The sequence below is a fragment of the Tardiphaga sp. 866_E4_N1_4 genome (assembly GCF_052076075.1).
GTDB classification, from domain to species: domain Bacteria; phylum Pseudomonadota; class Alphaproteobacteria; order Rhizobiales; family Xanthobacteraceae; genus Tardiphaga; species Tardiphaga robiniae.
The window spans coordinates 5,331,385-5,349,763 of the sequence record NZ_CP197242.1; the positions used below are offsets into that span (position 1 = coordinate 5,331,385).

Below are 18,379 nucleotides of genomic sequence, written 5' to 3' on the forward strand. Positions count from 1 at the left end.
GAGGGACACCAAGCCCGTGGGAGAGCGCGGGTCCTTGCTTGCCGTTCCATCGAACCCGAACAGTCGCTTGGGCCGCTCAGCAAGCCCGGTTGCGCAAGGATGGGATCAGATGGACGCGATTTATGTTGGCATCGATGTGTCGAAGGATCGGCTGGATGTGGCGTTGCGTCCGGGCGGTGAGAGTTTTGCGGTTGCCCGCAATGGTGCGGGGATCGATGATCTGATCGCGCGGCTGAAAGCGCGGCCGCCACGGATGGTGGCGATCGAGGCGACGGGCGGCTTTGAGACGGTCGTCGCCGCAGGATTGGCCGGCGCCGATCTGCCTGTGGTGGTGGTCAATCCGGCGCAGGTGCGCGCCTTTGCCAATGCCCTCGGCAAGCGCGCCAAGACCGATCCGATCGATGCCATGGTGATCGCGCATTTTGCCGAGGCGACCAAACCGCAACTGCGGCCGCTTCCCGATGCGACGACGCGGCTGCTAGCCGATCTGGTGGCACGTCGGCGCCAGATCGTCGAGATGATTGCCGCGGAAAGCCAGCGTGCACGGCGCGTCAGCAATCTGCGGCTGAAGAAGAGCATCGCCCGGCTCCACAAGGCACTGGAGAAGGAGTTGTCCGAACTGGACGACGACATCGGCGATCACGTGCGGGGATCGCCGGCCTGGGCCGAGAAAGAAGACTTGCTGGTGTCGGTGCCCGGCATCGGTCCGACCATCGCGCGCAGCCTGATTGCCGAACTGCCGGAGCTCGGCACACTAGATCGTCGTCAGATTGCGGCGCTCGCCGGTTTGGCGCCATGGACTCGGCAATCCGGCCAGTGGCGCGGCAAGAGCTTCATCGGCGGCGGCCGGGCCAATGTACGCCGCGTGTTGTTCATGGGAGCGATGGTGGCCGCCCGCTTCAATCCGCAGCTCAAACTGTTCCGCGACAAGCTTGTCGCCGCCGGCAAGCCCAAGCTCGTCGCTATCATCGCCCTCGCCCGCAAGCTGCTCACCATCCTCAACGCCATCCTGCGAGACAAGACCCCATGGCAGCATCAAAACGCTTGACCAACAAGACAGTCGCTCTCCCCGCAAGCGGGGAGAGGTCAAGGCAGCACTTCCCGCCGCTCCGCCAGCTGCGCGTCCATTTCGGCGCGTTTATCGTCCAGCAGGCCCTGATCGGCGGCTTCGATCACCTCATACAGCGCATGGGCGTCGCTGAGCCGGGGCACGGTGACGTAGTCGGCGCCGGCGGCGTAAATATCGCTCACGTCGCCGAGCACGTCCGCGGTCGAGATGATCTTGGCGGTCGGGTTGATCGAGCGGACATGGCGGACCAGCTTCTCGTTATTCGCGCCCTTCAGGAGCGAGTCCGGCACGCTGAGGATGATGATCTCGGCCTTGCCGACGCCGGCATGCACCAGCGTGTCGACATTGCTGATGTCGCCATAGATCACGTGCTGGCCGCGCCCGACCAAAGTGCGGAAGACGTTCGGATTGAAGTCGACGACGCTGATCTGGTCGAGCAACGACGTGTTCTGGCGCTCGATCTCGGCGAGCAGGGCGGAGGCGGTGCGGAAGAAGCCGAGAATGACGATGCGGCGGGCGTCGCCATGGCCCTCGGCATGATCGCCCTCGCGGCCCTGGCCGTGATCGAGGTCGCGCAGCCCGATGCGCTTCATCGGGCCGATCAAGAGGCGCGTGATCTGGTCGCTGCGCATCATCGCGAAGGTGGAGAGCACCGCGAGGATCACAAAGGCAAAGGACGCCGCGCTGGAGGTCTGCGTTGTGATATGGCCGGCGGCAATTCCTGTTTGCAGCACCACCAGCGAGAATTCGCTGATCTGCGCCAGATTGAGCGCCGGTAGCAGGCTGGCGCGCAGGCCCTGCTTCATCAGATACAGCGGCGTGAAGGTCGTGAGCATGCGGCTGATCACGGTGAACACGGCGATGATCAGGGCGAGGCCGATGGTCGCGCCGTTCGGGATCGGGATCGTCATGCCGACGGCGACGAAGAACAGCGTGATGAAGAAGTCCCGCAGCGTCGTCACCTTGGCAGTGACATCGAGCGCATAGGGGAAGGTCGACAGCGATACGCCGGCCACCAGCGATCCCATCTCGCGCGACAGATGCAGCCGTTCGGCGATTTCGCCGATCAGGAAGCACCAGGCCAGCGCGCCCAGCAGCACCAGCTCCGGGCGCCGCGCGATCTGATGGAACAGCGCCGGCAGTACGTAGCGGCTCAGGATCAGCGCGGTGGCGACCAGCACGCCGACGCGGGCGATCGACAACGCGACAACGCTGACCTGCAGATCAGCGAGGCTCGGCTGCACCGCCAGAAACAGGATCGCGAAGATGTCCTGCAGCACCAGGATGCCGAGCGTGATGCGGCCGGGCAGCGTGTCGAGCTCGCGCTTCTCGTAGAGCACCTTGACGATGACCACCGTGGAGGAGAGCGCACAGGCGACGCTGAGATACAGCGCGTCGAATCCGCCGCCGCCGAGCTTGAGCCCGAGCGCCATGAAGAAGGCGGCGCCGAGCACGCAGCCTGCGATCAATTGGCCGCCCGCGGCGAACAGGATGACCTTGCCGGCGCGGATGATCTTCTTCAGATCGATCTCGAGACCGATCATGAACAGCATGAAGATCAGGCCGAGTTCGGAGATCGTGCTGATGGATTCGTCCGACTTGACCCAGCCGATACCGAATGGCCCAATGATGAAGCCGGCAATCAGATAAGCAAGAATCAACGGCTGACGGGTGAAATGCGCAATAAGCCCGATGCCCCACGCAAACAGGATACACAGCGTGATATCGCGGATTAAGTCGTGCATGCCCCTGCCGGAAAAGCCTTACATTTCGGCGGCACTCTAATGGTGCGCCGCGTGAGGGCAAAGGGGTAATATCCGGCATTCGGCGCGCGATACACGCGGAGGGCGGTCCAACGAGGCAGCCTTCGTCATAAAAAGCTTCAGGGAGACGACGTTCATGACCACTGCACGGTTCGACTACGCGCCATTGCTGCCTCCGGGCCTGCCCGCGGCTGCGGCAAAATGGACCGGTCTCGCCAAATACAGCTTCGTCGGCGGGAACAACGATATGGACCAGGTGCCGGTGGAGGGTCTGACTGCCGCCGCTAATGCCGTCATGCTGCGCGAGGGACGCACGCTGGCAACCTACGGCCTGGCGAGCGGTCCGCAGGGCTATCTGCCGCTGCGGGATTTCATTGCTACCAAGCTGAAGCGCGATGCGAGCATCGATTGCAGCGCCGATGACATCCTGGTCGTCTCCGGTTCGCTGCAGGCGCTCGACCTCGTCAATCACAGCCTGCTGGTCAAGGGCGACACCGTCATCATCGAGCGCGACTGCTATCAAGGCTCCATCAACCGGCTCACCCGTCTCGGCGTCAACATCGTCGGCATCCCCTTGGATGACGACGGCATGCGGATGGACGCGCTGGCCTCAGCATTGGAAGATCTGAAGACGAAGGGCATCCGGCCGAAATATATCTATACGATCCCGACCGTGCAGAACCCGACCGCCACCATCATGCCGGAAAGCCGTCGCCGCGAGCTGCTGGCGCTGTCGGCCAGATATGGCGTCCCCATCTTTGAGGACGATTGCTATGCCGACCTGATCTGGAACGGCGAGCGTCCGCCGGCGATTCACGCGATGGATACAAGCGGCAGCGTGATCCATATCGGCTCGTTTTCGAAGTCGATCGCGCCTGCTCTCCGCGTCGGCTACATCGTCGCACCCTGGGAGATCATGTCACGCATGCTGGCGCTGAAAACCGATGCCGGCTCCGGCGCCCTGGAGCAGATGGTGCTCGCCGAATATTGCGTGCCGCATTTCGCCACCCATGTGCCGAAGGCGACGCGCGGGTTGCGTGCCAAGCTGGAGACGCTGATGGACGCGCTCAACGAGCAGTTCGGCACGGCGGCGGAATTCGACGAACCCAAAGGCGGCATCTTTCTGTGGGTGAAACTGCCCGCCAATGTCGATGCGATGAAGCTCTATCAGGCCGCGCTCAAGGCCGGCGTGTCGATCAATCCCGGCCCGGAGTGGTCTGTCGACAAGGCCTATGCGCACAGCCACATTCGCATCTGCTTTGCCAGCCCGACGCATGACGAAATCCGCGAAGGGATCGCGGTCCTCGCTGATGTCTGCCGGCAGGAGTTCGGTGTACCAGAGCGGATCGCGAATGTGGAGAAACGCGCGCAGGGGTAAGAGCTGGTCGGGGGGCGGGAGCCTACTTCTTCGCGCCCTTGGCCGCGGCCTTTGCCGGCGTCGCTGCCTTCTTCGGTGCCGGCGCGCTGTCGACGGCGGTGTTGATGTCGTCGATCAGCTTGGTGATGCGCGCCGCGTTGCTGCCGAGGTCGCCTTCGAAATAGCGTGACGACGAGCGGATATCGACGCGCGAGCCTTCGCCGTCGGGCGTGAAACGGATCGAGACGTCCTCGCGAAAACCCATGATAGGGGTGCGCGCCACCGCCTCGATACGGCCAATGCGGCGCGGCGGCTGCGGCGGACGCTCGTCGATGACGATCCACTTGCGCTTTTCGACCAAAGCGCGCGTCACGTCATAGGCGCGTTGCACCGGCACCTCCAGCTCCACCGGCTCGATATCCGGATAGGCGGTGCGCTGCTGCTCCGCGGAGTAGAGGCCGGAATAGACGGCCGAATTGGTGCCGTCGCCGGTCCGCAGCCGCGCCAGCGCCTCGAAGCGCGGCGGGTCGACGGGGTCGGTGGTGATGTCGTGGATCTTCGGCAGCTTGCGGTACTGGTACGCAAGGTAGCCGGGATACGCCAGGATCACCACGTCGAGCATCAGCGCCACCATGATCACGCTCATGCCCCGCGAGCCGTTCTGCCAGATCGCGGCAAAGCCGGCGAGCGCCACCAGGATCGACAGGCCGGCAAAGCCCAACGCGCCGAAGAAGGTCATCAGCGCCGGTTTCACTTCGAGGAACCCGAAGCGGACGATGATGATCGAGGTGATGGCGGCAATGGCGGCGAAAACTGCGAGGCGCCGCGCCCACAGCGCCAGGCTGGATACTGGCTCCGACTGGTAAGCGGCCGAAAACCTGCGTGCCATGGGGAATTTCTGCCGGATTGAGCTTGCGAAGGCGCTGATAGCGCCGGGTTCCGAATAGGGTGCTTGAGACCATGCCGGGCCGGGAATTTCAAGGCACTTTGGCGGACGGCGGCTATCGTTTAGAGTTCTTTTGCCTTGAACTTCATAATGGATCCACAAGCGATCCCTCATCCTGAGGAGCGGTCTCTTCGACCGCGTCTCGAAGGATGTGCAAAACAATCATGGTTCGAGACGCGCGCAAGAGCGCGCTCCTCTCCATGAGGGCAGGGAGTGCCGATGCTGGTCGAAACCACGGATTATGAGACGCTCGCCCGCAATTTCCGCTGGGACGTGCCGGAACGATTCAACATCGCGACGGTGGCCTGCGACCGTCATGCCGACGGTAGCGGGCGGCTGGCGCTGATCTATGTGGACGAGGACCGCGGCACGCATCGTTTCTCCTTCGACGAGATGCAGGCTTTCTCGCGCAGCTTCGCCAATGTGCTGAAGGCGGATGGCCTGCAGCGCGGCGACCGCATTGCGGTGTTTTTGTCGCAATCGGTGGAATTGCCGGTGGCGCATCTCGCGGCGTTCCGGTCCGGGCTGGTGTCGGTGCCGCTGTTCACGCTGTTCGGCGAGGACGCGTTGGCATTCCGCCTTGCCAATTCCGGGGCCAAGGCCATCGTCACCGACGCGAGCGGCTGGGACAAGCTGTCGAAAATCCGCGAGCGGCTGCCTCATTTACAAGATATCTACGTCACGGACAGTGCACCGCATGCCGGTGCCAAATCGTTCTGGTCGGCGATCGAGGCGGCGTCCGAAGACTTCACCACGGTCGATACGTCCTGCGACGATCCCGCGATCATCATCTACACCTCGGGCACGACGGGAAATCCCAAGGGCGCGCTCCATGCCCATCGCGTGCTGCTTGGCCATCTGCCCAATGTGGAGATGGTGCACGGTTTCTTCCCCAAGCCCGGCGACGTCTACTGGACGCCGGCCGACTGGGCGTGGATCGGCGGGCTGTTCGATGCGCTGTTTCCTGCCTGGTATCACGGCGTGCCGATCGTCGGCTATCGCGCCAGGAAATTCGAACCTGACGCCGCGATGCAGCTGATGGCCGATCACAAGATACGCAATGTGTTCCTGCCGCCGACGGCGCTGAAGCTGATGCGGCAGGCAAACGTCAAACATGATGGCGTGAAGCTGCGCAGCATGCTCACTGGGGGCGAGTCGCTCGGTTCGGAATTGCTCGACTGGGTACGCGATACGTTCGGCATCGACGCGCATGAGATCTACGGCCAGACCGAATGCAATCTGGTGGTCGGCAACAATGCCGATCTGTTTCCGATCCGGCCGGGCTCCATGGGTAAGCCGACGCCGGGCTTCGATGTGCGTATCGTCAATGAGCAGGGCGAAGAACTGCCGCGCGGCGAGCGCGGCATTGTCGGCATCAGACAGCCTAATCCCTGCACCATGCTCGGCTATTGGCAGAACCCCGAAGGCACCGCCAAGAAATTCGCCGGCGAATTCCTGCTGACCGGCGATCTCGGCATTCAGGATGATGACGGTTACTTCTGGTACGTGTCACGCGAGGACGACGTGATCACCTCGGCCGGCTATCGCATCGGCCCTTCGGAGATCGAGCACACGCTGCTCAAGCATCCGGCGGTGGCGCTGTCGGCGGTGGTCGGCATTCCCGATCCGATCCGCACCGAGGCTGTGAAGGCCTGGATCGTGCTGCGCCCGGGCTTTGAACCGAGTGATGAGCTGGCGCGCGAGCTGCAGGACTTTGTGAAATCGCAACTCGCGGCGCACGAGTATCCGCGTCACGTGCAGTTCGCGGAGTCGCTGCCGATGACGGCGACAGGCAAGGTGCTCAGGCGGGAATTGCGGGCGCTGGGGTAGGGCGAGAAGATAGCAGCGGCACTCCGCTAACCTCTCCCCGTTCTTTACGGGGAGAGGTCGCCGCGTCTTCGCGGCGGGTGAGGGGCATGGCACTCATTCACAACAATCGAGAAACTACCGGATCGCACCGACCCGATAGAAGAAAATTGGTGCATCGACGTGCCCTTGCCCCTCACCCCGACCCTCTCCCCGCGCAGAGCGGGGAGAGGGAGCGCACGGCCGGCGCTTCGCCTCACATCCCCGGCACCTTGATCCCCATCTCCTTCAGCGCTGCCAGTAGCTTCAGTGGCGGCTCCATCTGGATTGCGGGGACCTTGCCCGTTTCCAGCAGGCTCTTCAGGCCCGACAGGATCGCCGGCCAGCCTGCGCGTCCGCCGGACAGGGTGTCGTCGCTGAGTTGGCGATCATGCGCCTGCGTCATCGTCAGCTTCACCGTCTCGCTTGATGGCACGAGATCATAGGTGACGAGTGTCGAGCCGAGCGCTTCGACAAGTCCGGGCCAGTTCACATCCCATGTGATGGTGAGCTTGCGCGGCGGATCGTGTTCGATCACCTCGCCCGAAACATGCAGCGATCCATCAGGCGCGAGCACCTTGAACGCGCCGCCGACGTTTCCCTCGAGCTGCACCGCGAAGCCGGAGAAATACTGCCGGCTGAACTCCGCCGAGGTCAGCGCCTGCCAGACTTTTTCGGGCGTGGCGGCGATATAGATCGTGTAGACGATCGCGGGCCGGAACCTGTTGATATCGATCATGGCCGTTGCTCCATGCGTGCAGTGACAGGCAACCAGATGGCGCCCTGACGGGCAAGTGTGTTTTGCTGCGAGCAATACGAGTGCTAGTGTTAGGACAACACACCGTCGTCATGCCCGGCCCTGTGCCGGGCATCCACGTCTTAGCCTGCAGTAAAGGCGTGGATGGCCGGGACAAGCCCGGCCATGACGTAGATAAAATCGGAATAGGAGCGTGCCGATGTCCCTGCAAGTCTATCTCGCCTTTGTCGCTGCCTGCATCGCGCTGGCGCTGCTCCCTGGCCCGAACGTCACTTTGGTGATCGCCAATGGGCTGCGCTACGGCACGCGCGCGGCGATGATCAGCATTGCCGGCACGCAAGCAGGTCTCGCCGTGGTCATCGGCATCGTCGCGCTTGGGCTTGCGACGCTGATGGCCACCATGGGCTATTGGTTCGACTGGGTGCGCTTTGCAGGTGCTGCCTATCTGGTGTGGCTCGGCATCAAGATGGTTCGTGCGCCGGTCGAGGGCATCGATGCGGATACGCCGCCGGCGCCGCCGCGCGGCGGCTTCTTCCTGCAGGGCATGATGGTGCTGCTGAGCAACCCGAAAGTGCTGGTGTTCTTCGGCGCCTTCATTCCGCAATTCGTCGACATGGAGAAGAACCACATCCTGCAGGTCGGCATCCTTGGTGCGACATTCATGGTGACGGCCGCGCTCACCGATATCGTCTACGCGGTGGCCGCGGGCCGCGCGCGACAATTCTTCTCGGCGCGGCGGACGCGGTTGCTGTCGCGGATCTCCGGCGGCTTCATGATCGGCGGCGGCGTCTGGCTGGCGCTGACCCGGGCACGGTGAATCTTTTGTCGCGCTGAACCTTTCGCCGCATCGTCACGTCAAACCTCGGGGCGCGCCGCGCCGTGCCATGAGGTTTCGCCGTGCCCGACATTCCCTGGTTCGTCTATGCCATGCTGCTGGCGCCGTTCGGCCTGATCCTGGTCGCCGCCGGCTATAAATATCTGCAGGTCCGCGCTGCCAGCGATTGGCCATCCACCTTCGGTAAGGTGATCGTCTCGACCTCCGAAGTACGCGACGTCAAGGTGCTCGACGACACGCGCGAGGAGCGCAAACGCACCGAAAAGCGCAATTTTGCGAACATCGTCTACGAATACACTGTTAGCGGACAGAAGCTCACCAACAATCGCGTCAGCATCGGCGAGGACCGCGGCAATTTCGAAGTCGCGGAAACGATCGCGCGCTATCCGGTCGGCACCGCGGTGATGGTCTATTACAACCCGCGACACCCACGCGATGCCGTGCTCGATCGCGAGATGCCGAAGGGGATCGGCGGTTGCCTTGGCATCGCTGCAGTTATCGTGCTGGCGATTGTGGTCGGCGGCATCTTTGGCGGCGTCCGCATCAACGAATTTATCGCCGCACATCTTGTCGATCCAAAGGTGTCCCCGATTGTGACGGCGCTCTGCGGGTTCGGCTTCCTCGTTGCCTTGTTCGGGTTGGCGCTACACCGGCAGGGATCTCTGGCCAAGAAGTGGCCGGTGGTGCCCGGCATCGTTAAGCTGGGTGCGCCCGAGACCTATGTGAGTCGGGACAGCGACACCGGCCGCAGCGGGCCCGTGATGCAGACCCGGAACGTGCAATACAACTATCGTTTCAAGCACGTCGCCTATATCGGGTCCGCTGGGAGCTTGAGCACCAGCAACCCGAACCCGCCGCAATGGCAGTTGCGGCTGTTCGGGATGGACTACAAGAACGGTGACGCGGTGAAGGTCTTCGTTAATCCGGACAATCCGTCTGACTCGACGCTGAGCCCTGGTGGCGGTGCGGCCTATTTCCTGTGGGCGGTCGCAGCGGGATTTGTGGTGGTGGCTTATTTCATCGGGACGCACGGCTAGGCGCCTCACGCTGCGCAGGTGCATTGGCAGCTACGCCGGTATCAAGAGCTAGAGATGCGATGCGCGCGGCGTGATCAGCGTCGCCTCGATCTCCGTAAAAATGCGCGTCAGCCGCTCCGCCCATTCGGTCTGGCCGCTTGGGTCGGTGATCAGATCCTGCCGGATCTCGATGCCCGTATTCATCAGTCCGCGCTTCTCGCCATGCACGGGAATTGTGTAGTCGGTCGCGTCGGAGACCGCATAGGGTTCGTTGTCGCCCACCACCAGATCGGCTTCGGCGCGCAACAGCTGCAGCAGCAACGGTGGCAGTTTGCTGTCGTGCTGATAGAGCGTGCCGATATGCCAGGGGCGGGGAATGCCGGCATAGATAGGCGTGAAACTGTGCAGCGACACCAGCACTGTCGGCTGGCCCTTTGCCAGCCTTGCATCGATCACCTCGTCGATGCGCCGGTGATACGGATCGAAGATCAGCTCACGCCGCCGCGCCTTGATGTCCTGTGTGAGACCGTCATTGCCGGGCACGGTGGTCGCTTCGCTGATCAACGGGATCGCGCTCACGGCGTCCGGCGGCCGGTTGCAGTCGATGACGAGCCGCGAATAGCGCTGGGCTACCAGATGCGCATCGAGCGCCCGAGCCATCTGCTCGGCCACGCCGGCGATGCCGACATCCCAGGCGATGTGGCGGACGAGCTCGCCCTCGGGCAGGCCGAGATCGCCGAGCATGTCGGGAATCAGCCGGCCGTAGTGATCGCAGGTCAGGAGAAAAGGGGATGTGCCGGCGGTATTGAGTTCCAGAACGGGCGGAACCTCCTGGGGGCCGAGACGTAGGGATGTGTCTTGATTGCTATCCAAGGCTCTGTCCAAGATTCTGTCCAAGGCTTTTTCCCGATATTGCCTAACGATGCGGCATCCCGGCCTGTGATTCTGCAGGCTTCCGTATAAATTACACGGGACAAATCACGCATGAACGAACCATTGATGCCCTTGCTCACGATTCATCACAAGACCGAATATCGCTACGCGCATCCCGTCGCATTCGGCGAACACCGGATCATGCTGCGGCCGCGCGATGGCCATGATCTGCGCATGCTCAATGGCAAGCTCGAGATCACGCCCGAGCCGGCGTCGCTGCGCTGGATCCATGACGTGTTCGGCAATTCGGTAGCTATCGCCACTTTCGATGAGCACGCGCGCAAACTCACCTTCGTATCCACCGCAACCATCGAACATCTGCCATCGGATGAGTTCGCGCTGACCGCTGATGACAAGGCCTATTTCTATCCGTTCCTCTATGACGCCGAGGAGCTGCCCGATCTGCAGGAATTCATCCGGCCGCAATATGGCGATCCCGATGGCGAACTCGCCGCATGGGCGCGCGGATTTCTCGATCCGCAGGGCCGCACGCCGAGCGTCAATATTCTGACCGGCATGACGCTCGGCATCCGCAAGCAGTTCGCCTATCGCAAGCGCTACGAGCACGGCACCCAGCATCCGCTCGATACGCTGCAGACCAAATCCGGCACCTGCCGCGATTTCGCGCTGTTCATGATCGAGGCGCTGCGCCGGCTCGGCATCGCCGCGCGTTTCGTGTCGGGCTATCTGTTCATCCATGGCGACCGCGAGCACAATTATGTGGGCGGTGGCTCGACCCATGCCTGGGTGCAGGTCTATCTGCCGGCCGCAGGCTGGATCGAGTTCGACCCGACCAATGGCATCATCGGCAGCAAGGATCTCATTCGCGTCGCGGTGGCGCGCGATCCGCGTCAGGCGGTGCCACTGCACGGCACCTATATGGGCTCGGCCGATGCATTTCTCGGCATGGATGTGAGTATCAATGTGGTCTCCGCGGGCGATGATGTCGCCGCTGCACTGGCCGAGAAAGTCTAGCCGCCGTCATGCCCGATCGCGTCTTCGTCTATGGCACATTGATGCGCGGTTTCGATCATCCGATGTCGAAGCTGCTCTCGTCCGGCGCCGATTTTCTCGGCGAAGCCTCCTGCCGCGGCAGGCTGTACATGGTCGCGCATTATCCCGGCCTGCTGCACTCCGACGATCCCGGGGACATCGTGTTCGGCGAGCTGTTCCGGCTGCGCAAGCCGAATGAGCTGATGGCGGCGCTCGACGACTATGAGAGCGTCGGCCCGGATCATCCGCAGCCGGCGCTGTATCTGCGTGAGCGGATCGCTGTGACGCTCGCCGATGGCAGCGTGAGCGAAGTCTGGACCTATATCTACAACAAACCGGTCGATGAAACGAAGCGCATCATGTCCGGGCGTTTCCTCGCGCCCTAGCTCACTTTGCGTCTGCTGGCGACCTCAAGGCCGAACAGTGCCAGCGCAATCAGCGATGCGCCGATGCCGATCAAGGCGATCATCGACGTGCCGCCTGATGCCACGGCAAATCCGCTGAAGCCGGAACCGACAGCGCCGCCGAAAAACGCGCAGGCGAGAAACAGCGCGTTGAGCCGGCTGCGGATGTTGCCGGCGAGGGCATAGATGGCGCGCTGCCCGGCCACCACATTGCCCTGTGTGCCGGCGTCGATCAGGATGCCCGCGATCACGAACAGCGTCACGGCCGTCGCGCCGCCGGTGTGGCCGCCGATCCAGGTCAGCACGAAACTCACCAACACCAGCAGCATCGCGGTGACCGTGACGAGATCGCCGCGGCCGCGATCGGCGAGGCGTCCCGCCAGCGGCGCCACCAATGCGCCGCCGGCACCGGAGAGCAGGAAGGCCGACATGGCGATATGGCCGAACGAGAACGGCGGCTGGTCCAGCACCAGCGGCATCGCCGTCCAGAACAGGCTGAACGAGCCGTAAAGCAGGCATTGATAGGCCGAGCGTTGCTGCAGCACCCGCGTGGTCAGCATCAGGTCCCACAGCGAGTGGATCAGCGTCGCATAGGTCAGCTCATGCTTCGGTTGCCGGCGCGGCAGCGCGATTACCATCAATACGAATACGCCGCACATCAGCACCGCGGACATCACGAACACCGCGCGCCAGCCGAACGAGCCGGCCACCATGGTGGCCAGCGGCCGCGACAGCAGGATGCCGAACAGCAGCCCGCTCATCACGGTGCCGACGATCTGCCCGCGCCGTTGCTCCGGCGCCAGATGCGCCACCACAGGCAGGATCATCTGGGTGCCCACGGCAGCAACGCCGAGCAGCAATGTCGAGGCGATGAAGATCGCTGCAGTGGGTGCGGCCGCGGCGATCAGCAGGCTCACGATCAGGCTGCCCAGCGTGATCAGGATCAGCCGCTTGTTCTCGACGAGATCGCCGAGCGGCACCAGGAACAGCAGGCCCAGCACATAGCCGAACATCACCATGGTCAGCATGATGCCTGCCGACGACAGGTCGAGCCCGAAGCTCTCGCTGATCGGCCCCACCAGCGGCTGCGCGTAATAGATATTGGCGACGGTGACGCCGCAGGCGACGGCAAAGGAAAAAATCAGCCAGCCGCCGGGACCGGAGTCGCGGGCGAGATGTTCGGACGATGAGGACATGGAGGCTTTCAGGCGGGCGGGGCGGTGGGAGAGATATGGCGCATGTGATGCCATGCCAAAAGTGTGGCGTCTTGAATGGGAGCCATGCAGCGTGCCGTTCCGGTCTAGCCTCGTCATTCCGGGGCGCGCTCTTGCGCGAACCCGGAATCCCGAAATGTTCAGAACATTGTCGGGATTCCGGGTCTGAACTTTGGCCGGCTTCGCCGACCGACGTTCATCCCGGAATGACGAGTGGGGCGCGTTTACACCACCGCCTTCACCACCCGCACATCGACCTCGCGCTCGACATAGCTCCATTCTTCCGTCTCGCGCAGGCCGCCGACGAGATCCTCGAATTCCTGCGCGTGTTCCGGCGCGTATTCGAACCACGTGAGGAAATCGAAGGGCTCGCCGAGATCGCGCGAATGGTAGAGCTGGCGCGCGATGGCGGGCAGGTATTTCAGGCTGTCGGCGATGTGGCGGGATTTGTCCTCGAAAATCCGGCGCCGCTCGTTCTGGGTCATGTCCCACCAGGCTGCGTTCTTCCTGATGGGGATCAGTGCGCCATGGGTTGCCTCGGCGCGGCCGAGCCCGGCCTGCGCGGCGACCAGTGCGATCTTCTCGGTACGTTCGACATAGCGGACATGACTGGCGACGCCGGCGAGGCGCCAGGATGTCTGCGAGGGCAGCAGCGGCAGTGAGATGGCATCGGCATGGGTGATGGACAGCGCCGCAACGGGTTTCAGCGCCTCGCCCTTGACGGGCGAGATCGAGATCACCTGCCATGTACCGGTATTTCCGCCGCGGAATGTTGTGAACATGGGATATGTGACCGCGGAACCCGGCGGAGTTCAAGTGCATCGCGTGCGACGACCGCGCGTGCCTACCGTGGCGGAGAAAGGCAACGACGCCTTTTCACAAATGATGATTGCAGAAGAGTACGGGATATTCTATCTTGGGTTGTAATTTGAATTATATCCTTTTTAGAGATGTCATTGATGACTGACTTCGCAAGGGTCGTCGAATTGCTTAAGAAGGCCCGTGACGATTGGGCCGTGGCTAATAACCGGCCACCGCGCCTACGCGTGCATGGCGCCACGTTCGGTTGGGACACGCATGCAAAGTTGCTCGCCGCGAAGGCGTTCGGTCTGCCGCTGATCGCGCCTGAGACGATGGCGCCTGGTGAAGGGCGTAAATCCAATCTTGTCGTAGCGCTGCGCACCGGCGTCGACGGCTTTGCGCGGATGCCGCGCGGGGGGCCGTATCTGAGCGACTCCGAGATCGATGAGATCGCTGATTGGATTTCAGACGGTGCAAAACTAGATGCGCCGCCACCGAGCCCGTCTGATGTGGTGGTGGCAGACAAACCTGCGGAGGGCGATGATGCGTAGACTTCTGGCTTTGCTGGTCCCGTTGATGACGTTGACGTCGCCGCTGTCCGCACAGATCATCGAGCCCGGCGGCCGCCCTGAAGACATTGCGCTCGCAGCAAGCAACCCGGACGAATACGCTTGGCGGCTTTTTCTGTTCATGAACCGGCAGGCCGCGCCGAAAACGGCTGGAGTCGCCGATGCCTCCAAAAGCGACATAAAACAATACGATCCCGACAGGCCGGTGGTGTGGGAGACTTGGGCGTTCGCCAGCGGCGGCAGCGCCACCAACAATCGGAGCGAGGTTTTCAAGTATCCTGCGACAGCTCCGGTCGCCTGGAAAGATCTGGATCGCTCTGAGCCGAAAGAGCCGGTGCTGTCGCCGAGTTTCAAATCGAACATTGCGGTGCTGCAAGCGACGACGCGCCTGCGCTCGGCCCTACGCGCCAATCCCGCGAGTCCGCCAGCGGTCCGGTCGGGGGACGTCAGCGTATTTGCCGCGCCGGTCGGTGTTCGACCGAGCGATCAGGAAGTCCGCATGAACCAGTCCACCTACAATACGGTACGCTCAAAAGTGCTTTATAGCGTCGAAGGGCTTGAGGCCGCGGCGCAAAAGGCGAAAGCGTCGGGCGCAACGAGTCTCGTCACCTTCGAACCCGCTTCAAAAGAGGTCAAGGCGGTGTGGCGGCCGCTGCCCGATTGTCAGGTCGAGCAGCCCTGCATGCAAAAGGATCGCTACCATTGGCGTGTCGTCACCAACCCTGGCAACAACAAGAAAGAAGTGTGGGGTCTCGTCGCGCTTCACATCATCACGAAGGATCTGCCGAACTGGTTCTGGTCGGATTTCGGTCACATCGATTGCGAGACCGCGCAGAGCGCTTGCGACAGCCATACATCGACGGGTGAGAGTCCCCTACGCGATGCGACCACAGGAACGTCGGTGCCGGGTGGCATCGGCCCCTCCGGCAAGAACGGCAAGCGCAACGAGACGCTGGGGTCGAAGTGGGAGAACTATCGCCTGCGCGGCACCCAGATCGCGTTCATCTCGGCCGAGGGGCGCCCGACGATTTTGTCGAACCCGGTGATCGAGGACGGGTTTCAGAAATCGTCCTGTATCGCATGCCATGCCCGAGCGACCGTGGCGCTGCGTGCGGATGTGCCGTTTGGTGGAAAGTTCGACTCGTCGGGCATCGCCGTGTTCAGCAGCCTCAACAATTATGCGCGCAATCTCGGATCGGCCCCGGTCCCGGAGGAGGCGATCGGGATGTCGAACGAAGACTGCCTGCAGTTCTTGCCGAAGACCGTTTCAGCCTGCCCGACCGATCGCGAGCCGAAGGTGCCGGTCTATTTCCAGTCCGACTTCTTGTGGTCGCTGCCGTTCCGGGCGTTCAGCAAGGATAAGGAGATCAAGTAGGTCGACATCCGTGGCTAACAGCGCGGGAGGCGTTAGCCGCACCCGAACTCAGCCATTCCAATTGGAATGGCGGGGAATCCCGAGGTGTTCATCCCCTCTGACCTCACGGCGGGATAGAAGTGCCTAACACTCAGGGATTCCGGGTTCGCCCGCGCCAAGTGGCGCGGACGCCCCGGAATGACGAGCGGGGCTGAGGTATCTGGTCGGTGAGCCCCTGTGTATAATGGGGCCGGATCGGCGATTTCTGGCCTTTGTCGCCGCGCGCCCTATATGCAGTACACCCCATGCGCTTCACGCCCCAATTCCTCGATGATCTGCGCGCCCGGCTTCCGGTTTCGGAAGTCGTGAGCAAGCGCGTCAAGCTGAAGAAGGCCGGGCGGGAGTGGAAGGGGCTGTCGCCGTTCCAGCAGGAGAAGTCGCCGTCGTTTTTCGTCAATGACGAGAAGGGATTTTACCACGACTTCTCGTCGGGCAAGCACGGCGACATCATCAATTTCGTGATGGAGACCGACGGCGCCAGTTTCGTCGAGGCGGTCGAGCGGCTGGCGCAGATGGCGGGCGTGGCGCTGCCGGCGGCGACGCCGGACGCGGCGCGCCATGAGCAGCGACGGAAAACGCTCTATGACGTGATGGATCTCGCCGCAAAATTCTTCGCGGACACGCTGGTGGGGCGCGAAGGCGCGCGCGCACGCGGCTATCTCGCCGATCGCGGCATCACGCCCGCGGTGCAACTGCAGTTCCGCATGGGCTTTGCATCCGAAGATCGTTTCGCGCTGAAGGAATATCTCGGCGCCGCCGGCGTGCCGGTGCCCGACATGGTCGAGGCCGGATTGCTGATCGGCGGCGAGGACATCCCGGTGCCCTATGATCGCTTTCGCGATCGCGTGATGTTTCCGATTTCCGACGTGCGCGGACGTATCATCGCCTTTGGCGGCCGCGCGCTGAAGAAGGATGCGCCGGCAAAATATCTGAACTCGCCGGAAACACCGCTATTTCACAAGGGCGACAATCTCTACAACCTGCCGATGGCGCGGAAGGCCGCCCATGACGGCGCACCTTTGGTGGTGGTCGAAGGCTATGTCGACGTCATTGCCATGGTCGGCGTCGGCTTCCCCGGTGCGGTGGCGCCGCTCGGCACCGCGCTGACCGAGAACCAGCTTCAATTGCTATGGAAGATGGCCGACGAGCCGATCCTGTGTTTCGACGGCGACAAGGCTGGCCAGAAGGCGGCATGGCGCGCGGCGGAGCTGGCGCTGCCGCATCTCAAGCCCGGCAAGAGTTTGCGATTTGCGCTGCTGCCCGAAGGACAGGATCCCGACGACCTCGCCCGCTCCGGCGGCCGCGCCGCGATCGAGGACGTAATGGCCGCGGCGGGCACGCTATCGGATCTGATCTGGGCGCGCGAGATCGCCGGCGGCACCTTCGCGACGCCGGAGCGTCGTGCGGCGCTGGAGGCGCGGATCAACGAATTGTCGAACGGCATCCGCGACGACGTCGTGAAGAAATACTACCGCCAGGACATGACCGAGCGGCTGCAGCGCGCCTTCGGCACCGGCCCGCGAAACTACGGCGGTAACAACGGTGGGCGCGGCGGCTTCCAGCAGGGCGGCGGAGGCGGCGGTTTTGCCCGTTCTCCGCGCCCGTTTACCCCCGGTCCGGCCGGGCGAATCAGTGGCGGCGGGCGGGGCGGGGCCAATGCCGGGCCCCAGACCATCCAGCGCGGGCCCTATCAGGTGGTCAGTCCACAGCTTGCGACGTCGTCGATCATGCGCGGCCAGCGCAGCGCCATTTCCAGGCGCGAGGCGCTGATCGTGCAGTCGCTGATCAACCATCCCTGGCTGCTGCATGACCGGCTGGAGGAGGTGGCGGCACTGGAACTCGCCCATCCCGAGATGCACCGGCTGCGTGCCGGGATCATCGCGGCCTTTGCCCATGAGCATCATCACGGCGATGAGGCCGAGCAAAGTGAACAAATGCGTTCAGATCTGGTTAAAGCTGGATATTCCGAGCAATTACAACACGTTGAGCAGGCGGTTACCACTCAGGCGGTGTGGGCGGCGCGGCCCGGCGCAGCCCGCGAGGATGTTCTTTCCACCTGGACGCAGCTCGTTGCCTTGCATCGCCAGTGGCACTCATTACTTAGGGAGCTTAAAGACGCGGAGCTTGCTCTGGGCGCAGAAGCGAGCGAAACGAACTACGGCTGGTTGCGCGATGTGAAGGCCCGGTTGGCTGAGGTCGACGGGATCGAGGCGCTGATCGAGGGGTTCGGAGAATCCTCGGGGCGGTTCCAGCGCAGTTCGTGAAGCAACTTTGCTGCGGATGGTGCCCGGGCAAACCGCGAAAAGACTCGCCAAACCCATGGTTTGGCTGCAAAAACAGGGTTAATCCGGGCTTAAGGCTCTCCACGTTAAGGGTCTGGGCTTAAGTAGTGAAAACCGCGAAGACGACGTCGGGGGTGGCGATGGATATGCGCCGCCCTTTGTGCGTCAAGCGGTGACGATG

At 63.0% G+C, this 18,379-nt stretch carries 16 protein-coding genes; 10 read left to right on the plus strand and 6 right to left on the minus strand.

The window, feature by feature from the left end; genetic code table 11:
• Positions 1-109: 109 nt before the first annotated feature.
• Positions 110-1,048 (plus strand): IS110 family transposase, encoded by a 939-nt coding sequence (locus AB8B20_RS25670; protein ID WP_439072572.1) that lies wholly within the window; start codon positions 110-112, stop codon positions 1,046-1,048.
• Positions 1,049-1,086: 38 nt separating this feature from the next.
• Here the strand turns inward: AB8B20_RS25670 and AB8B20_RS25675 are convergent, their stop codons facing one another.
• The gene (locus AB8B20_RS25675) at positions 1,087-2,814 is read right to left on the minus strand and encodes a cation:proton antiporter (RefSeq protein ID WP_309947538.1); all 1,728 of its coding nucleotides are present in this window, start codon (positions 2,812-2,814) and stop codon (positions 1,087-1,089) included.
• A gap of 154 nt (positions 2,815-2,968) precedes the next feature.
• Between AB8B20_RS25675 and AB8B20_RS25680 the strand changes: the two genes are divergently transcribed.
• Positions 2,969-4,210 carry a PLP-dependent aminotransferase family protein gene (locus tag AB8B20_RS25680; RefSeq protein WP_439073156.1) on the plus strand — a complete coding sequence of 414 codons (1,242 nt, stop codon included), beginning with the start codon at positions 2,969-2,971 and terminating at the stop codon, positions 4,208-4,210.
• A 22-nt stretch (positions 4,211-4,232) separates the two neighbouring features.
• Here the strand turns inward: AB8B20_RS25680 and AB8B20_RS25685 are convergent, their stop codons facing one another.
• Positions 4,233-5,078, minus strand: a complete 846-nt coding sequence (locus AB8B20_RS25685) for a DUF1499 domain-containing protein (RefSeq protein WP_439062224.1) — start codon at positions 5,076-5,078, stop codon at positions 4,233-4,235.
• 276 nt (positions 5,079-5,354) lie between these two features.
• On the opposite strand from AB8B20_RS25685, the gene AB8B20_RS25690 reads away from it, so the two are divergent.
• Positions 5,355-6,965: an acyl-CoA synthetase gene (locus AB8B20_RS25690; RefSeq protein ID WP_439073155.1), complete on the plus strand. Its 1,611-nt coding sequence runs from the start codon at positions 5,355-5,357 to the stop codon at positions 6,963-6,965.
• A 232-nt stretch (positions 6,966-7,197) separates the two neighbouring features.
• Here the strand turns inward: AB8B20_RS25690 and AB8B20_RS25695 are convergent, their stop codons facing one another.
• Positions 7,198-7,719: an SRPBCC family protein gene (locus tag AB8B20_RS25695; protein ID WP_439073154.1), complete on the minus strand. Its 522-nt coding sequence runs from the start codon at positions 7,717-7,719 to the stop codon at positions 7,198-7,200.
• A gap of 217 nt (positions 7,720-7,936) precedes the next feature.
• Here AB8B20_RS25695 and AB8B20_RS25700 point away from each other — a divergent pair, with 217 nt between their 5' ends.
• The gene (locus AB8B20_RS25700; RefSeq protein WP_120288488.1) at positions 7,937-8,554 is read left to right on the plus strand and encodes a LysE family translocator; all 618 of its coding nucleotides are present in this window, start codon (positions 7,937-7,939) and stop codon (positions 8,552-8,554) included.
• A gap of 80 nt (positions 8,555-8,634) precedes the next feature.
• The gene (locus tag AB8B20_RS25705) at positions 8,635-9,609 is read left to right on the plus strand and encodes a DUF3592 domain-containing protein (protein ID WP_439073153.1); all 975 of its coding nucleotides are present in this window, start codon (positions 8,635-8,637) and stop codon (positions 9,607-9,609) included.
• A gap of 48 nt (positions 9,610-9,657) precedes the next feature.
• Here AB8B20_RS25705 and AB8B20_RS25710 read toward each other — a convergent pair whose 3' ends face one another.
• Positions 9,658-10,461, minus strand: coding sequence for an N-formylglutamate amidohydrolase (locus tag AB8B20_RS25710; protein WP_439073152.1), 804 nt, complete (start codon positions 10,459-10,461; stop codon positions 9,658-9,660).
• Positions 10,462-10,587: 126 nt separating this feature from the next.
• On the opposite strand from AB8B20_RS25710, the gene AB8B20_RS25715 reads away from it, so the two are divergent.
• Both AB8B20_RS25715 and AB8B20_RS25720 read left to right on the plus strand, forming a co-directional pair.
• Positions 10,588-11,496 carry a transglutaminase family protein gene (locus AB8B20_RS25715; RefSeq protein WP_320447733.1) on the plus strand — a complete coding sequence of 303 codons (909 nt, stop codon included), beginning with the start codon at positions 10,588-10,590 and terminating at the stop codon, positions 11,494-11,496.
• An 8-nt stretch (positions 11,497-11,504) separates the two neighbouring features.
• The gene (locus tag AB8B20_RS25720; RefSeq protein WP_439073151.1) at positions 11,505-11,900 is read left to right on the plus strand and encodes a gamma-glutamylcyclotransferase family protein; all 396 of its coding nucleotides are present in this window, start codon (positions 11,505-11,507) and stop codon (positions 11,898-11,900) included.
• Here the strand turns inward: AB8B20_RS25720 and AB8B20_RS25725 are convergent.
• Complete coding sequence (locus tag AB8B20_RS25725; protein WP_439073150.1) at positions 11,897-13,114, minus strand: MFS transporter; 1,218 nt, start codon at positions 13,112-13,114, stop codon at positions 11,897-11,899. The two genes, AB8B20_RS25720 and AB8B20_RS25725, sit on opposite strands and share 4 nt — an antisense overlap.
• Before the next feature lie 242 nt (positions 13,115-13,356).
• Positions 13,357-13,914 carry a chlorite dismutase family protein gene (locus AB8B20_RS25730; RefSeq protein ID WP_439073149.1) on the minus strand — a complete coding sequence of 186 codons (558 nt, stop codon included), beginning with the start codon at positions 13,912-13,914 and terminating at the stop codon, positions 13,357-13,359.
• Between the two features lie 177 nt (positions 13,915-14,091).
• Between AB8B20_RS25730 and AB8B20_RS25735 the strand changes: the two genes are divergently transcribed.
• From AB8B20_RS25735 to dnaG, 3 genes are all read left to right on the plus strand, one after another.
• Entirely contained in the window at positions 14,092-14,484 is a 393-nt protein-coding gene (locus AB8B20_RS25735) for a hypothetical protein (RefSeq protein WP_231078028.1), read from the plus strand.
• A complete protein-coding gene (locus AB8B20_RS25740) occupies positions 14,477-15,877 on the plus strand; it encodes a hypothetical protein (protein ID WP_439073148.1) in 1,401 nt (466 codons plus the stop codon). The genes AB8B20_RS25735 and AB8B20_RS25740 overlap by 8 nt, the downstream gene beginning before the upstream one ends.
• Before the next feature lie 284 nt (positions 15,878-16,161).
• A complete protein-coding gene (dnaG, locus tag AB8B20_RS25745; RefSeq protein WP_439073147.1) occupies positions 16,162-18,180 on the plus strand; it encodes a DNA primase in 2,019 nt (672 codons plus the stop codon).
• Positions 18,181-18,379: the final 199 nt, after the last annotated feature.

Coding starts and splice junctions, on each gene's coding strand:
- AB8B20_RS25670 (WP_439072572.1), top strand. CDS start 110: ATGGACGCGATTTATGTTGGCATCGATGTGTCGAAGGATCGGCTGGAT.
- AB8B20_RS25675 (WP_309947538.1), bottom strand. CDS start 2,814: ATGCACGACTTAATCCGCGATATCACGCTGTGTATCCTGTTTGCGTGG.
- AB8B20_RS25680 (WP_439073156.1), top strand. CDS start 2,969: ATGACCACTGCACGGTTCGACTACGCGCCATTGCTGCCTCCGGGCCTG.
- AB8B20_RS25685 (WP_439062224.1), bottom strand. CDS start 5,078: ATGGCACGCAGGTTTTCGGCCGCTTACCAGTCGGAGCCAGTATCCAGC.
- AB8B20_RS25690 (WP_439073155.1), top strand. CDS start 5,355: ATGCTGGTCGAAACCACGGATTATGAGACGCTCGCCCGCAATTTCCGC.
- AB8B20_RS25695 (WP_439073154.1), bottom strand. CDS start 7,719: ATGATCGATATCAACAGGTTCCGGCCCGCGATCGTCTACACGATCTAT.
- AB8B20_RS25700 (WP_120288488.1), top strand. CDS start 7,937: ATGTCCCTGCAAGTCTATCTCGCCTTTGTCGCTGCCTGCATCGCGCTG.
- AB8B20_RS25715 (WP_320447733.1), top strand. CDS start 10,588: ATGCCCTTGCTCACGATTCATCACAAGACCGAATATCGCTACGCGCAT.
- AB8B20_RS25720 (WP_439073151.1), top strand. CDS start 11,505: ATGCCCGATCGCGTCTTCGTCTATGGCACATTGATGCGCGGTTTCGAT.
- AB8B20_RS25725 (WP_439073150.1), bottom strand. CDS start 13,114: ATGTCCTCATCGTCCGAACATCTCGCCCGCGACTCCGGTCCCGGCGGC.
- AB8B20_RS25730 (WP_439073149.1), bottom strand. CDS start 13,914: ATGTTCACAACATTCCGCGGCGGAAATACCGGTACATGGCAGGTGATC.
- AB8B20_RS25735 (WP_231078028.1), top strand. CDS start 14,092: ATGACTGACTTCGCAAGGGTCGTCGAATTGCTTAAGAAGGCCCGTGAC.
- AB8B20_RS25740 (WP_439073148.1), top strand. CDS start 14,477: ATGCGTAGACTTCTGGCTTTGCTGGTCCCGTTGATGACGTTGACGTCG.
- dnaG (WP_439073147.1), top strand. CDS start 16,162: ATGCGCTTCACGCCCCAATTCCTCGATGATCTGCGCGCCCGGCTTCCG.